The following is a 12,634-nucleotide window of genomic DNA, read 5'->3' on the forward strand; positions in this document are numbered from 1 at the left end:
CCCGTCAGGGTCCGGTGTGGGTGAACAGTGCCCATCGGCTCGGCCGGCCGGGGTCGGTCGCGCGCAGCGCCAGGACCGCCGCGCGGGCGGCCTCGGCGGCGCCACCGGGGTCGAACCGGCCGGTGGTGGTGAGGGCGCCGAAGACCGTCTCGGTGAGCAGGCGGGCCACGTCGGCGTCGACGGCCCAGAGCGTGGCCAGCACGTGTCGGAATCCGGCGTGGTGCAGCCCGGCCGCCAGGGTGATCACCTCGTCCGGCATCCGGATTCCACCGGAGGCGGTGTGGCAGGCGGAGAGGAAGGCGAACTCGCCGTGGTACCGGCCGCGCCCGACGTCGGCCACCGTGATCCGGCCGTCGTGCAGCAGCAGCCCGCCCCGGGACGGGTGCTCGTCGTCGGGGGTGCCATGGCAGCTGAAGTGCGCCCAGCGGTGCGCGGGCAGGGCGGCGAGTACGGCGGCGCGGGTCGCCTCCTCGCCCGCCAGCACGGTGAGCTGGTCGGCCGGTACCAGCGCGCGGATCAGCTCGGCCTCGTCGGCGGCCTGCGGCAGCGGCGGAGCGTCCGGGGCCTCCGGCACGGCGACGACGAGCATCCGGCCCGGTTCGGTGGCCTCCGCGCCGGTTGGGCGGGCGCGGGCGAGCGCCCGCAGCGTCGGGGTGTACGAGGAGACGGTCCGGTCCAGCACGGAGGATCCGGGCCGGTCGTGCCGTCCCGCCGCGTGCAGGGGCAGGAAGTTCAGCGGCCCGGTCGGGCACCACCAGACCCGGGACGGCTCGGGCAGCGTGGCCAGGACCGGCTCCGCCACGACGTCCCAGAGCCGGCGCAGCGCCGTCACGAGGTGGCGGTCGAGTTCGCCCTGGGCCCGCTGCGCCGCCAGGTTCGCCGCGTGGTGCGCCTGGAACGTCGCCGCGTCCGCGCGCCGGGTCACCCGGTCGCGGGCCAGGTGCAGCTCCGCCGCCGTACGGTCCACTTCGGCGAGCCGGTCGAGGTGTTCCGCCGCCAACTCCCCGGCCTCGTCGGCGGTGAGGTCGGGCAGGCGTACCGGCCGGACGCCGTCGGCCGTGACGACCAGCGCGTCGCAGCGCCGGGCGGTCACGTTGACGAGTACGGCCGCACCGTCGCCGACGGCCGGCAGCAGCGACCCCGCGCGCGGCGGCCGGAGGAAGTCGCCGAGCTGCGGACCGAGCTGCCGTACCTGTTCGACCAGGCCGTCCCACTCGCGGGCCAGCGCGATGCGGCGGTCGACGATGCGGCTGAGGGCGTCCCGGTTCGGTGCCGCCATAACCGGCGAGTTTACCGACGGTGACGCGCCCTTCCTAGCCGGTGCACCACCCACTTCGGACGGTCGTCGGCGGCCGTCGGGCGACCCTCACCGCCGTCCTGGGTTCCGCTCCCCACCCGTACGGCCGACGACGGGTCGCGGTCCGGCCTCGGGCGTCTCGGGGCCGCTACTCGGAGTTCGGTTCGACGGGGGCGCCGGCCGGGTGCGGGGCCGGCAGCCGGGGGACGCTGGCGAGCAGTCGACGCGTGTACGGCTGGGTGGGGGAGCCGAGCACCCCGGCGGTGTCGCCCTGCTCGACGACGCGCCCCGCGGAGAGCACCACCGTCTCCTGGCACAGCAGCGCGGCCACGGCGAGGTCGTGGGTCACCATGACCACGGTCAGGCCACGGGTCTCGCGCAGCTCGGCGAGCAGGTCGACGACGCGTACCCGGGTGGTGACGTCGAGGGCGCTGACCGGCTCGTCGGCGAGGAGCAGCCGGGGCCGGCAGACGATGGCCCGGGCGATGGCGATGCGCTGGCGCTGTCCGCCCGAGAACTCGTGCGGGTACCGGCCCGCCACGTCCTCGGGCAGCCCGACCTCGCGTAGCGCCTCGGCCACCCGCTCCGGCGCGGCGTCCAGCCCCAGCGACCGCAGCGGCTCGGAGACGATCCGCGCCACCCGCTGGCGCGGGTCCAGCGACGAGTACGGGTCCTGGAAGACGGTCTGCGCGTCGCGCCGGAACCGCCGCATCAGCGCCCGGTCGCCCAGCCGCAGCGGCTCGCCGTCGAAGCGGACCTCGCCGCTGGTGGGCCGCAGCAGCCCGAGCAGGATCCGCAGCAGGGTCGTCTTGCCCGCGCCGGACTCGCCGACCAGGGCGACGCCGCGACCGGCGGTGACGCCGACGCTGACGCCGTCGAGGACGGTACGCCCGCGCGGGTACGCGAAGCCGATCTCGCGCGCTTCCAGGATCATGGTCGGCTCACCTCCAGGGCCGCGTCCAGTTGCCGGGCGCTCTCCAGCAGCGCGCGGGTGACCGGGTGACGGGGAGCGGTGACGACGTCCGCGACGGTGCCGGACTCGACGGCGGACCCCTGCGCGAGCACCAGGACGCGCTCGGCGATCCGGGAGACCACGGCCAGGTCGTGGCTGATGAACAGCAGGGCCATGCCCCGGTCGGCGACGAGCCGGTCCAGCAGCGCGAGCACCTCGGCCTGGACGGTGACGTCCAGCGCGGTGGTGGGCTCGTCGGCGATCAGCAGCGCCGGCCGGCACGCCACCGCGGCGGCGATGGCGGCGCGCTGGCGCTGCCCGCCCGAGACCTCGTGCGGGTAGGCGCGGGCGATCCGCCGGTCGAGACCGACGTCGGCGAGCGCGGACAGGGTGGCCGCCCGCAGCGCCGTCCCGCGCAGTCCCCGGGTACGCCGGACGGCCGCACCGATCTGGTTGCCGATGCGCATGAGCGGGTCCAGCGCGGTCGACGGCTCCTGGAAGACCGCCGTCGCCACCCGGCCGCGCAGCCGCCGCAGCTCGCGTTCGGGCGCGCCGACGACCTGCGCGGGCGCGCCCCCGGACGGGTGCAGGCGGATGCTGCCCGACGCGCGCAGTCCGTCCGGGAGCAGCCCGAGCACGGCCAGGGCCGTCAGCGACTTGCCGGATCCGGACTCCCCGATCACGCCCAGCCGCCCGCCCGCCGGCAGCTCGAAGGAGAGGTCGGAGACGAGGGGCCGGCCGCCTGGGGTGGCGACGGTGAGCCGGTCGACGGTGAGCAGGCTCATGACGACCGCCGGGCCAGTGGGTCGGCGGCCTCGCGCAGGCCGTCGGCGACGAAATTGGCCCCGACCACGAGGACCAGCAGCGCGAGCCCCGGCGCGACGAGCCCGGCCGGCGCGACGAGCACCGTGGACTGCGCCTCCTGAAGCATCCGGCCCCAGGACTGGTTCGGCGGCGGCGCGCCCAACCCGAGGTACGAGAGGCTCGCCTCGGCCAGCACCGCGAGGCCGAACTGCAACGCCAGGTTGACCGCCAGGGTCGGCCAGATGTTGGGCAGCACGTGCTCGGCGACCACGCGTGGCCAGGACGTACCGGAGACCCTAGAAGCGGTGACGAAGTCCTGCGCGAGCACCCGTTTGACGAGGATCCGGGTCAGCCGCGCGACGACCGCGGACATCGCCAGTCCCAGCGCCAGGATCGCCGAGCCGAGCGACGCGCCCCGGGCCGCGACCACGAGCATGGCCAGCAGCAGCGTCGGAAACGCGATCACGATGTCCAGCACCGCCGCGAGGCCGTCGTCCAGCCAGCGCTGGGCGAACCCGGCCGCGATCCCGGCGGCGAGACCGAGCGCGCCGCCGATCGCGACCGCGCCCAGCCCGGTCTGCAACGCGATGCGCGCGCCGACCATCAGCTGCGTGGCCAGGTCCCGGCCGAGCCGGTCGGTACCCAGCAGGTGCGCCGCGCTGACCGGCGCGAGCCGGCCGCCCGAGGTGTCCGAGACCGGATACGGCGTCCAGAGCAGCGAGAGCAGCGCGACGGCGCAGGTGAGTCCCACGAGGGCGGTGCCCGCGACGAGCGAGCGGCGGTGTCGGGTCATCGCGCGCTCCCGGACGAGGCGCGGCGCAGCCGCGGGTCGATGAGGCGTTGGGCGAGGTCGGCCAGGAACCCGATGACGAGTACGGCGACCGTGCTGACGAAGAGGACGCCCTGGATGACGGGGTAGTCGTGCTGGGTGATGCCCTTGACGAGCATGCTGCCCAGCCCCGGCAGCGCGAAGACGCTCTCCACCACCACCGCGCCGAGGAACGTGGTGGCCAGTTCGATGCCGAGGACGGAGACGACGGGTCCGGCGGCGTTGCGCAGCCCGTGCCGCCACATGGCCTCCGTGCCCGAGGCGCCCAGCGCCCGGGCGGTGCGCAGGTAGTCGCTGCCGAGCACGTCGAGCGTGGCCGAGCGGACGTACCGGATCAGCGACGCGGACATCACGATCGCGATGGTCAGCACCGGCAGGGTCAGGGAGGTGACGGCGGCGCCGGGGTCGGCCCAGCCGGCGCGCTGGAACCCGCCCGAGGGAAACACCCGCAGCCGCAGCGCGAAGACGAAGACCAGCAGCATGCCGACCCAGAACGCCGGCACCGCGATCCCGAGCTGGGACAGCGCGGAGATCGCGGCGCCGTACCAGGTGCGGGACCAGCGCGCGCAGAGGTAGCCGACCGGTACCGCGATGATGATCGCGAGCGCGAAGGAGATCAGGGTCAGCGGCAGCGTGACCGCCAGCCGGTCGACGATCTCCGGGCCGACGGGCAGGGTGGAGACGAACGAGTGCCCGAAGTCCAGCCGCGCCAGCTGCCCGAGCCAGGTGACGAACTGCTCGGGCAGCGGTCGGTCCGAGCCGACCTGCCGCTGCGCGGCCGCGATCTGTTCCGGCGTCGCGTTCACCGTCAGCAGCGCGTTCGCGGGATCGCCGGGCAGCACCCGCAGCAGCAGGAACAGCGCGACGCTGGCGAACAGCAGCGAGGCGACCAGCAGGCCGCCCCGCCGCACCAGGTACCTGACCATGTGTCGCCGGTCAGCCTTCCCGCTTGGTGATGCCGTAGACGTAGAACTGCGAGTTCAGCCCGTTGACGGGGTATCCCGACACGCTCGTGGAGGCGACCACGATCTGCGGGTAGAGGTAGAGCCAGACGCTCGCCGCGTCCTGCGCGATCCGCTGGTTCACCTGCTTGAGCAGCGCGGTCTGCTGGTCCGCCGTGGCGGCCTGCTCGGCCTGGGTGACCCACTGCGTCACCTGCGGGTTGTCGTACCCCCAGTAGAAGTCGGGGTTGCCGTACCAGACCACGTCGCGGTCGTTGACGTGTTCCTGCAGGGTGGCCGCGAAGTCGTGCTTCTGGAACACCTTCGTGTACCACTCGTCGGCGCTGATCACGTTGATGTTGACCGTGATGCCGACCTTCGCCAGCTCGGACTTGAGGAACGTGGCGACCGTGGGGTGCGGGTCGTAGTTCGGGGTGTCGAGCGTGAAGGCGAAGCCGCCGGCGTGCCCCGCCTCCGCGAGCAGGCGCTTGGCCAGGTCGACGTCGTACGGGTTGGCGCTGGTGAGGTCCTCGTACCAGGGGTCGGTCGGCGGCACCATCGACCCGATCAGCTTGCCGTGCGGGCCCCAGATCGACTCGAGCAGCTTCTTGCGGTCGATGGCCGAGTAGACCGCCTTGCGCACCTTGACGTCGTTGAACGGCGCCACCCGGTCGTTGAAGGCCAGCAGCAGCTTCGTCGTCGAGGCGCCGTCGTTCACCTGGTACCCCGAGTTCGCGGTGAACTGGCTCAGCGCGTCCGGGCTCTGCTCGCTGGTGATGAGGTCGATCTGGTTGGTCAGCAGGGCGTTGTTCAGCGCGCTGGCGTCGGTGAAGTAGTGGAACACCACCTCCTTGTTCGACGCCTTCGTGCCCCAGTACCCGTCGAAGCGGGTGAGGCTCAGCGTCGCCCCGCGCTGCCACTTCGTGAGCCGGTACGGGCCGGTGCCGTCCGCCGTCGTGGTCGGGCTCTGGTTCTGCGGGTTGACGATCCAGACGTAGGAGAGGTTGTAGACGAAGGAGATGGATCGGCTCTTCAGGGTCACCACGAGCGTGCTGTCGTCCGGCGCGGCGATGGTGGAGATCGGGCCGAAGCTGCTCTTGCGGGCCGACTTCGAGTCGGGCGCGATGACCTTCTCCAGGCTGTACTTGGCGTCGGCCGCCGTGAGCGCCCTGCCGGAGTGGAACGTGACGCCGGTACGCAGCTTGAACGTGTACGTGAGCCCGTCACCGCTGACGCTGTAGTCGCTCGCCAGCAGGTTCTCGACCTTGCCGTTGTCGGTGAGCCGGAACAACCCCTCGTAGACGTTGCCGTTGAGGGCCTCGGTGACGCCCTGGCCGCCGCCCCCGGTGTTGTCCAGGTTCTGCGGCTCGTAGAGCGAGCCGACGTCGATGGTCGCGTCGGCGCCGGACGCGGCCGAGCGGTCGCCGTCCGCGCCGCAGGCGGCCAGGCCCAGGCCGAGCGCGACGGCGACGACGGCGGTCAGTATTTTCCTCACGGGGATGTGCTCCTTGGAATGCGGGCGGGGTGTCGTCATCCGACGGTGAAGCCGTCGCGGAAGACGGGGAGTCGTTCGCCGGCCTCGATGGGGAAGGGGAACCGGTTCTCCGGCGGCGGCAGCGGGCAGTTGTAGTGGGCCGAGAAGCCGCACGGCGGGGTGTGGGCCCGGTTGAAGTCGAGGACGGTACGGCCGGAGTCGGACGGCCAGGGCACGGTGAGGAAGCGGCCACCGCCGTACGTCTGGCGGCCGTTGGTGCGGTCTCCGAAGACGAGCAGCAGGGAGCCCTCGTCGTCGAACGCGTGGACGGTGAACTCGGTGCCCGCCACGGTCACCTCGATGTGTCCGGGTACCGGCAGGTCGCGCGTGGCGCCGTTGTCCCGGCGGTGCGCGAACGCGACGTGGTGCTCCGGACCGGCCGGTACGAAGCGCGCCGGCAGCACCCACGCCGGGTCGTACGGATAGGGGTCGGTGCTCACGAAGTGCGTGATCGCCGCCGAGCGCGGGTCCCACCGGCGGATGCCGTGCCGGGTCCCTCCGGTGACGGGGTCGACCTGCCGGATCGTGGTCGTGAACACGCCGTCGGGCTCCCGCTCCGGCGGGGGTTCCTCGTCACCGGCGAGCCAGCGGGTCTCCACGAGGGCGAGGTTTCCGGTCGGCGCGGTCAGCGCGGCTTCGCGGGCCCGGCGCCACGCCGCCCACTCGTCCCGCGCCTGGTCTAGCTGAGAGGACATGACACGTCTTCCGATTGATTTCTGCTGTTCTGGCCGTATTTGGCATTAGCTCGGCCGTGGTGTCCCGGCTGCTGGCCAGGATGCTGGCGTCGACCGCGCTGGGGCCGGAAGTCGGCTGGTCGATGCCTCACGATGCCCGGTGGCGGCCCTTGCGGCCGCGGCCACCCGTGACGACGCCTCGACGAGAGGCGGAAGATGTTTCAGCGGGCCGGCGGGTAGCCCGGACAGGCCGCGGTGACAGCGCGACCGAAGTCGATGTGCCGGCGCATGCGCAGCATGACGGCGCCCTCGTTGGTTCGCACGCCGTCACCTCCTCGCAGCCGGGCCGTACGGACAGACCCGGGAAGTCTAGGCACGGCCGTGGCGACACGACAAGCGAACGTGACGAGACCCTGATCATGCCGGTGGCCTGGCCTGGCCTGGCCTGGCCTGGCCTGGCCTGGCCGTCCGGCCGGCGCCCGCCCGCGCCGGGGTCGGCACGGCGATGTCGCGGTTCGGCCGTCCGCGCCGGAGGCCGGGTCGCGAACACCGCTCGGGCCGGCGGGAGGGACGGTCGAACCGCGGCCTACTGGAGCCCGGTACGGACCGAGGTGATGCGCTGGGTGTTGAAGCCGAGCCAGTGCATCCGGCCCCGGTAGCGCGCGTGCTCGATCTTGATGCAGCGATCCATGATCACCGTCAGGCCGCCCTCCTCGGCGATCCGTCCGCCCTCGGCGTTGATCACACCGAACTGGCACCAGAGGGTGCCCGCGCCGATGGCGGTGGCCTCCCGGGCGATCGCCGGCAGCGCGCTCGGCGCGCGGAAGACGTTCACGAGGTCCACCGGCACGGGTACGTCGCCCAGGCTCGGGTAGCTGGTCTCGCCGAGGATCGTCGTCTCGCGGGGGTTCACGGGGATCACCCGGTAGCCGTGCCGCTTGAGGTAGTAGCCGACGAAGTAGCTGGCCCGCAGCTCGTTGTTCGACAGGCCGACGATCGCGATGGTCCGCGCGGTGTGCAGCACCCGCTGGATCGCCGACACGTCCTGGTACCGACTGAGATCGGTCATGCCGTCGCTACCCCTCTCCCACCGTCGCGGCGACCTTCGCGAAGCCCTGCTCCAGGTCCCAGATCAGGTCGTCGACGGATTCGGTGCCGACCGACAGACGCACCGAACCCGGCGCGACGCCGGCCGCCAGCAGTTCGTCGTCGCTCAGCTGGCGGTGCGTCGTGCTGGCCGGGTGGATGATCAGGCTCTTCGCGTCGCCGACGTTGGCCAGGTGCGACCAGAGCGTCACGCCGCGGATGAGGTCCTGCCCGCCGGCTCGGCCGCCGGCGCAGTCGAACGAGAAGACCGCGCCCGCGCCGCGCGGCAGGTACTTCTCCACGAGCGGCCGGTACCTGCTCGTCGGCAGGCCGGGGTAGGTCACGTTCGTCGCCAGCTCGTGCGACTCGAGGAACGCCGCGACGGCCAGCGCGTTCTCGACGTGGCGCTGCATCCGCAGCGACAGCGTCTCGAGCCCCTGGAGGAACAGGAACGCGTTGAACGGCGCGAGGGCCCCGCCGAGGTCGCGCAGCGTCTCGGCCCGCAGCTTCATCAGGTAGCCGTAGGCGCCGAACGTCTCGTGGAACTGGAGGCCGTGGTACGCGGGGGACGGCTCCGCGATCACCGGGAACCGGCCGTTGGACCAGTTGAACGTGCCCGCCTCGACGACCACGCCGCCGATGCTCGTACCGTGGCCGCCGATGAACTTGGTCGCCGAGTGGATGACGATGTCGGCGCCCCACTCGATCGGGCGGCACAGGTACGGCGTCGCGAAGGTGTTGTCCACGATCAGCGGCAGCTCGTGCTCGTGCGCGATGGTGGCCACGGTCTCGATGTCCAGCACGTTCCCGGCGGGGTTGCCGATCGTCTCGCCGAAGAAGGCCTTCGTGTTCGGGCGGACCGCCCGGCGCCACGCGTCCGGATCGTCGGGATCGACCCACGTCAGCTCGACGTTCATCTTGCGCAGCAGGTGCTTGAGCTGGTTGACCGTACCGCCGTAGAGCGCCGAGGACGACACGACGTGGTCGCCCGGCTGCAGCAGCGTGAAGAGGGCCGCCGCCTGCGCCGCGATGCCGCTGGCGAACGCCACCGCGCCACAGCCGCCCTCGAGGTTCGCCACCCGCTCCTCGAACACCGCGACGGTCGGGTTCATGATGCGCGAGTACGTGTTCCCGTACTCCTGCAGGTTGAAGTACGCCGCCGCCGACTCCGGGTCCTCGAAGACGTAGCTGGTCGTCTGGAAGATCGGCACGGCGCGGGCGCCCGTGTTCGGGTCGGGGCGTTGCCCGGCGTGCAGCTGCCGGGTCTCGAATCCAAAGTCGCGGGCCTCCTCGGTCCGCGGGGGCTCGTCGGTCACGAAGGCCTCTCTCCTCGCTCTCTCGGCGTCAGCCGCCGGCCCGACCGCGGGCCAGGAACTGGCGGATGATGGGCGTCTGGCGCGCTTCTTCCAGCAGGAAGCAGTCGTGGCCGTACGGCGCCTCGATCAGGTGGAACTCGGCCGGCTTGCCGAGGGCGTGCAGCGCCTCCTCGATCTCCTTCGACGCCGCGGGCGGGTACAGCCAGTCGGAGCTGAAGGCGATCAGCAACGTCCGCGCGGAGACGCCTTCGAGGGCCCGCACGAGCGATCCGTCGCCGTGCTGCCGGCCCAGGTCGAAGTAGGTGAGCGCGCGCGACAGGTAGAGGTAGGTGTTGGCGTCGAAGCGCCGGATGAACGAGTCGGCCTGGTGGCGCAGGTAGTTCTCGACCTCGAACTCCGGCTCGGTGATCGTGTAGCGGACGTCGTCGGCGAACTGCAGCCGCCGGCCGAACTTGTCGTCCAGCGCCGGCGCGGACAGGTACGTGACGTGGCCGACCATCCGGCCCACGCCCATGCCGCCGTCCGGCGCGCGACCCGAGCCGTAGTAGTGGCCGCCCTGCCAGGCGGGATCGCGCAGGATCGCCTCGCGCGCGATCGCGTTCCAGGCCAGGCCCTGCGGGTGCAGGGCGTGCGTGCTGGCGATCGCCACGACGGCGTCGACCTGGTCGGGGAAGAGGACGGCCCATTCGAGCGCCTGCATCCCGCCGAGCGAACCGCCGGCCACCGCGGCGAGCCGCTCGATACCGAGCGCGTCCAGGAACGCGCGCTGCGTCCGGACCATGTCCGCCACGGTGATGACCGGAAAGTCCGACCCGTACGGCCGGCCGGTCGCCGGGTCGATCGACGACGGCCCCGTGGTGCCGCGACAACCGCCGAGCAGGTTGGTGGCGACGACGAAGTAGCGGTCGGTGTCGAACGCCTTGCCGGGGCCGATCATCCCGTCCCACCAGCCGAGTCCCCGTCCGGCCGGGCCGTCGCGATCCGCCGCCGCGAAGCCGTCGCGGGTGCTCGCCTCGGGCGGCGTCGCCGACAGCCCCGCCGCGTGGGCGTCGCCGCTGAGCGCGTGGCACACCAGGATGACGTTGTCGCGCGCGGGGGAGAGGGTGCCGTAGGTCTCGTACGCCACGCGGATCGGACCCAGCTCCCGGCCGCAGTCCAGCCGTGCCGGCTCGGGCAGGTCGAGGTACCGCGTCTCGACGCTGCCGACAGAGGCAGTGCCGCCTGACGCCACGGACGTGATCATAGCCAATTCCCTCCTCTCGATGGTAATGTCTACCATCCCCATAGGTAATGTTGTCTAGCGCCTGTGAGTAATCAGGCGAACGAGCGGAAGGTGGAGACGGGCGGCATGACCACGGTCGACAACGGCGTTAACGTGCAGGCACTGCTCGACGCGCGGCAAGCGCTGAAGGGCGCCCCCGAGGCCGCCCAGTTCACCTGGCGGGCGACCGCGAAATGGCAGAACGGCGTGCACAGCACCACGAGGGTGCGGAACTTCTTCGGTCTCGGGCAGGAGCAGACCCACAGGTCCGAGGCGGTCTTCGACGCCGACCACCCCGAGGTCTTCGCGGCGGAGGACAACGGCATCACCCCGATCGAGTACCTCCTCGTCGGCCTGGCCAGCTGCCTGACCGCGGGCGTGGCGTCCGTCGCGCAGAACCGCGGCATCCAGCTGCGCTCGGTGGAGGCGACGGTCGAGGGCCAGCACGACATCCGCGGCATCCTGGGCGTCGACAGCGACGTCCGCAACGGGTACAACGACATCAAGGTGACGTTCAACATCGACGCGGACGCCTCCGAGCAGGAGATCGAGGCGCTGGTGGCCCAGTCGCAGAAGCGCTCCGCCGTCTTCGACGCCCTCACCAACCCGACGAACGTCACCGTCGAGGTCGCCTGAGGGGGACCGAGCCATCGAACACACCACCGCGGTGGTCATCGGGGCAGGCCACGCCGGCCTCGCCGCGAGCCACTTCCTCACCGAACGGTCGATCGAGCACGTGGTGCTCGAGCGCGGCGAGGTGGCGAACTCCTGGAAGCACGAGCGTTGGGAGTCCCTGCGGCTGCTCACGCCGAACTGGCAGTGCCGCCTGCCGGGCCACCACTACGAAGGGCCGGACCCCGACGGTTACCTGACGGTCGGCGAGGTGGTCGAGTTCATCGACCGCTTCGCCGCCGTCGCGCGTGCCCCCGTACGGACCGGGACGAACGTCACGTCGGTGCGGCGCGTCGACGACGGCTACCACGTCACCACCAGCCACGGCGAGATCCGCTGCCGGGCGGTGGTCGTCGCGAGCGGCGCGTGCAACCAGCCGGTGGTGCCGGGGTTCGCGCCCGGGGTGCCCGACTCCGTCGAGCAGCTGACGCCGTTCGACTACCGCGACCCCGGCAAGCTCCCCGACGGCGGCGTCCTCGTGGTGGGCGCCTCGGCCACCGGGGTGCAGCTGGCGGCCGAGCTGCGGCGGTCCGGGCGGCCGGTGACCCTCTCGGTGGGCGAGCACGTACGGTTGCCGCGTACCTACCGTGGGCGCGACGTGCTGTGGTGGATGGCCGCGTCGGGCGTGTGGGACCAGCGGTACGACGAGGTCGACGACCTCGAACGGGCCCGGCGCCTGCCCTCGCCGCAGCTCGCCGGGACGCCCGAGCGGCACGACCTCGACCTCAACGCGCTCACCGCGGCGGGGGTCGAGCTGGTGGGCCGCTGGGCGGCCCTGCGCGACGGTCAGGCGCTCTTCTCGGGCGGGCTGCGCAACCTGTTCTCGCTCGCCGACCTCAAGATGGAGCGCCTGCTGGACACCTTCGACGAGTGGGCGCGCGGTCACGGACGCGACGGGGAGGTCGGCCCGCCCGAGCGGTTCCCGGCCACCCGCCCGCCCGGAGCGGCGCGGTTGCGGCTCGACCTGCGCAGCGGCGAGATCCGTACGATCGTGTGGGCGACGGGCTTCCGGCCCGACTACGGCTGGCTCGACGTGCCGGTGGTCGACGCGAAGGGCCGGCTGCGCCACCACGGCGGCGCGGTCGACAGCCCCGGCATGTACGCCCTGGGGCTGCCCGTGCTGCGGCGGCGCAAGTCCACCTTCATCTACGGCATCGAGGACGACGCCCGCGAGGTGGTCGACGACCTCGCCCGGTACCTGGCCGGCGCGGCCGGCGGTCGGGCGCCGCGGAGCGCGGGGGACGGCTGACCGGCGGCCCGTCCCGGAC

At 72.5% G+C, this 12,634-nt stretch carries 12 protein-coding genes; 2 read left to right on the top strand and 10 right to left on the bottom strand.

Going from position 1 to position 12,634, the window contains the following annotated elements; all coding sequences use genetic code 11:
• Nucleotides 1–4: 4 nt before the first annotated feature.
• From AB0J86_RS25780 to AB0J86_RS25825, 10 genes are all read right to left on the bottom strand, one after another.
• Nucleotides 5–1,279: a CHAT domain-containing protein gene (locus AB0J86_RS25780; protein ID WP_363860176.1), complete on the bottom strand. Its 1,275-nt coding sequence runs from the start codon at nucleotides 1,277–1,279 to the stop codon at nucleotides 5–7.
• Between the two features lie 166 nt (nucleotides 1,280–1,445).
• Nucleotides 1,446–2,231 (bottom strand): ABC transporter ATP-binding protein, encoded by a 786-nt coding sequence (locus tag AB0J86_RS25785; RefSeq protein WP_363860177.1) that lies wholly within the window; start codon nucleotides 2,229–2,231, stop codon nucleotides 1,446–1,448.
• Complete coding sequence (locus AB0J86_RS25790) at nucleotides 2,228–3,034, bottom strand: ABC transporter ATP-binding protein (protein ID WP_363860178.1); 807 nt, start codon at nucleotides 3,032–3,034, stop codon at nucleotides 2,228–2,230. The genes AB0J86_RS25785 and AB0J86_RS25790 overlap by 4 nt, the downstream gene beginning before the upstream one ends.
• Nucleotides 3,031–3,846: an ABC transporter permease gene (locus tag AB0J86_RS25795; protein WP_363860179.1), complete on the bottom strand. Its 816-nt coding sequence runs from the start codon at nucleotides 3,844–3,846 to the stop codon at nucleotides 3,031–3,033. Before AB0J86_RS25795 ends, AB0J86_RS25790 begins: the two co-directional genes overlap by 4 nt.
• Nucleotides 3,843–4,808 (bottom strand): ABC transporter permease, encoded by a 966-nt coding sequence (locus tag AB0J86_RS25800; RefSeq protein ID WP_363860180.1) that lies wholly within the window; start codon nucleotides 4,806–4,808, stop codon nucleotides 3,843–3,845. Before AB0J86_RS25800 ends, AB0J86_RS25795 begins: the two co-directional genes overlap by 4 nt.
• A 10-nt stretch (nucleotides 4,809–4,818) precedes the next feature.
• On the bottom strand, nucleotides 4,819–6,318 hold the full coding sequence (locus AB0J86_RS25805; RefSeq protein WP_363860181.1) for an ABC transporter substrate-binding protein: 1,500 nt from the start codon (nucleotides 6,316–6,318) through the stop codon (nucleotides 4,819–4,821).
• Between the two features lie 35 nt (nucleotides 6,319–6,353).
• Nucleotides 6,354–7,052, bottom strand: a complete 699-nt coding sequence (locus AB0J86_RS25810; RefSeq protein ID WP_363860182.1) for a DUF1684 domain-containing protein — start codon at nucleotides 7,050–7,052, stop codon at nucleotides 6,354–6,356.
• Nucleotides 7,053–7,617: 565 nt separating this feature from the next.
• Nucleotides 7,618–8,100: a CoA-binding protein gene (locus AB0J86_RS25815; RefSeq protein ID WP_363860183.1), complete on the bottom strand. Its 483-nt coding sequence runs from the start codon at nucleotides 8,098–8,100 to the stop codon at nucleotides 7,618–7,620.
• Nucleotides 8,101–8,107: 7 nt separating this feature from the next.
• A complete protein-coding gene (locus tag AB0J86_RS25820) occupies nucleotides 8,108–9,433 on the bottom strand; it encodes an O-acetylhomoserine aminocarboxypropyltransferase/cysteine synthase family protein (RefSeq protein WP_363860184.1) in 1,326 nt (441 codons plus the stop codon).
• 28 nt (nucleotides 9,434–9,461) lie between these two features.
• Nucleotides 9,462–10,664 carry a homoserine O-acetyltransferase gene (locus AB0J86_RS25825; RefSeq protein ID WP_363860185.1) on the bottom strand — a complete coding sequence of 401 codons (1,203 nt, stop codon included), beginning with the start codon at nucleotides 10,662–10,664 and terminating at the stop codon, nucleotides 9,462–9,464.
• Between the two features lie 75 nt (nucleotides 10,665–10,739).
• Here AB0J86_RS25825 and AB0J86_RS25830 point away from each other — a divergent pair, with 75 nt between their 5' ends.
• Nucleotides 10,740–11,330, top strand: coding sequence for an OsmC family protein (locus AB0J86_RS25830; protein WP_363860186.1), 591 nt, complete (start codon nucleotides 10,740–10,742; stop codon nucleotides 11,328–11,330).
• Nucleotides 11,331–11,361: 31 nt separating this feature from the next.
• A complete protein-coding gene (locus tag AB0J86_RS25835; protein WP_363860187.1) occupies nucleotides 11,362–12,615 on the top strand; it encodes an NAD(P)/FAD-dependent oxidoreductase in 1,254 nt (417 codons plus the stop codon).
• Nucleotides 12,616–12,634: the final 19 nt, after the last annotated feature.

This window comes from Micromonospora sp. NPDC049559 (assembly GCF_040676675.1).
GTDB lineage: Bacteria > Actinomycetota > Actinomycetes > Mycobacteriales > Micromonosporaceae > JBFAPK01.